We start from the raw sequence: 634 nt of genomic DNA, 5'->3' as shown, positions 1-634 counted from the left end.
TTTGTAACTTATTACTATTAGTTAAAATAAAGGTATCTAGTTTATTGAACTCATTGATCCTTTTCGCCCACGATTGAAATCATGGGCTTTTGATATGTCTACTCTACCTACTACAAAAAGAACCAGTATCTCTCCCATTTGCAATAAACTGTCTTCTAATAGTTGATTTGAAGTTCAACTTGTTGCTGTTTTAGTTGGATGAGTAAAGGATATGTTTGTGCATGTAAAACCTCTAGTGTGAAAAATAAATAAAAGAAGAGAGTAATACTCATTTTTTGATGCTTACTTTTTTGACATTATGTTATAAGTAACAGACTTCTCCAAACAGTGGGGTGTGAATAGTAATCACATATACCAACCATCAATAAAAAAAGCAATACTGTTTATAGCATAATCATTATCAAAAATACTTTCAACTTCTTCTTCTTCATTATCAATTTCAATCATGATTCCTAAACTCTTTGATAATACCATTGTTTCAACATCAAATTGCTTAAGGTTTTCATCCATTTTTTTAAGGCTAAAAAATAAGTTTCTAGAGCTATCAGTATCTAACTTTTTATCGAAAAGATGAAATTCATTTTGCATAAGTTTTAAAAACACAACTTGAGCTAGTTTATTAGCTTTTGAATAA

1 protein-coding gene is annotated in these 634 nt (G+C 28.7%); it reads right to left on the bottom strand.

Going from position 1 to position 634, the window contains the following annotated elements:
- Positions 1-345 precede the first annotated feature (345 nt).
- On the bottom strand, positions 346-634 hold a 289-nt coding region (locus tag HGP29_RS28445), incomplete at its 5' end, for a hypothetical protein (protein WP_211093472.1).

Source organism: Flammeovirga agarivorans, assembly GCF_012641475.1.
Classification (GTDB): domain Bacteria; phylum Bacteroidota; class Bacteroidia; order Cytophagales; family Flammeovirgaceae; genus Flammeovirga; species Flammeovirga agarivorans.
This window is presented reverse-complemented; position numbering and strand designations above follow the sequence as displayed.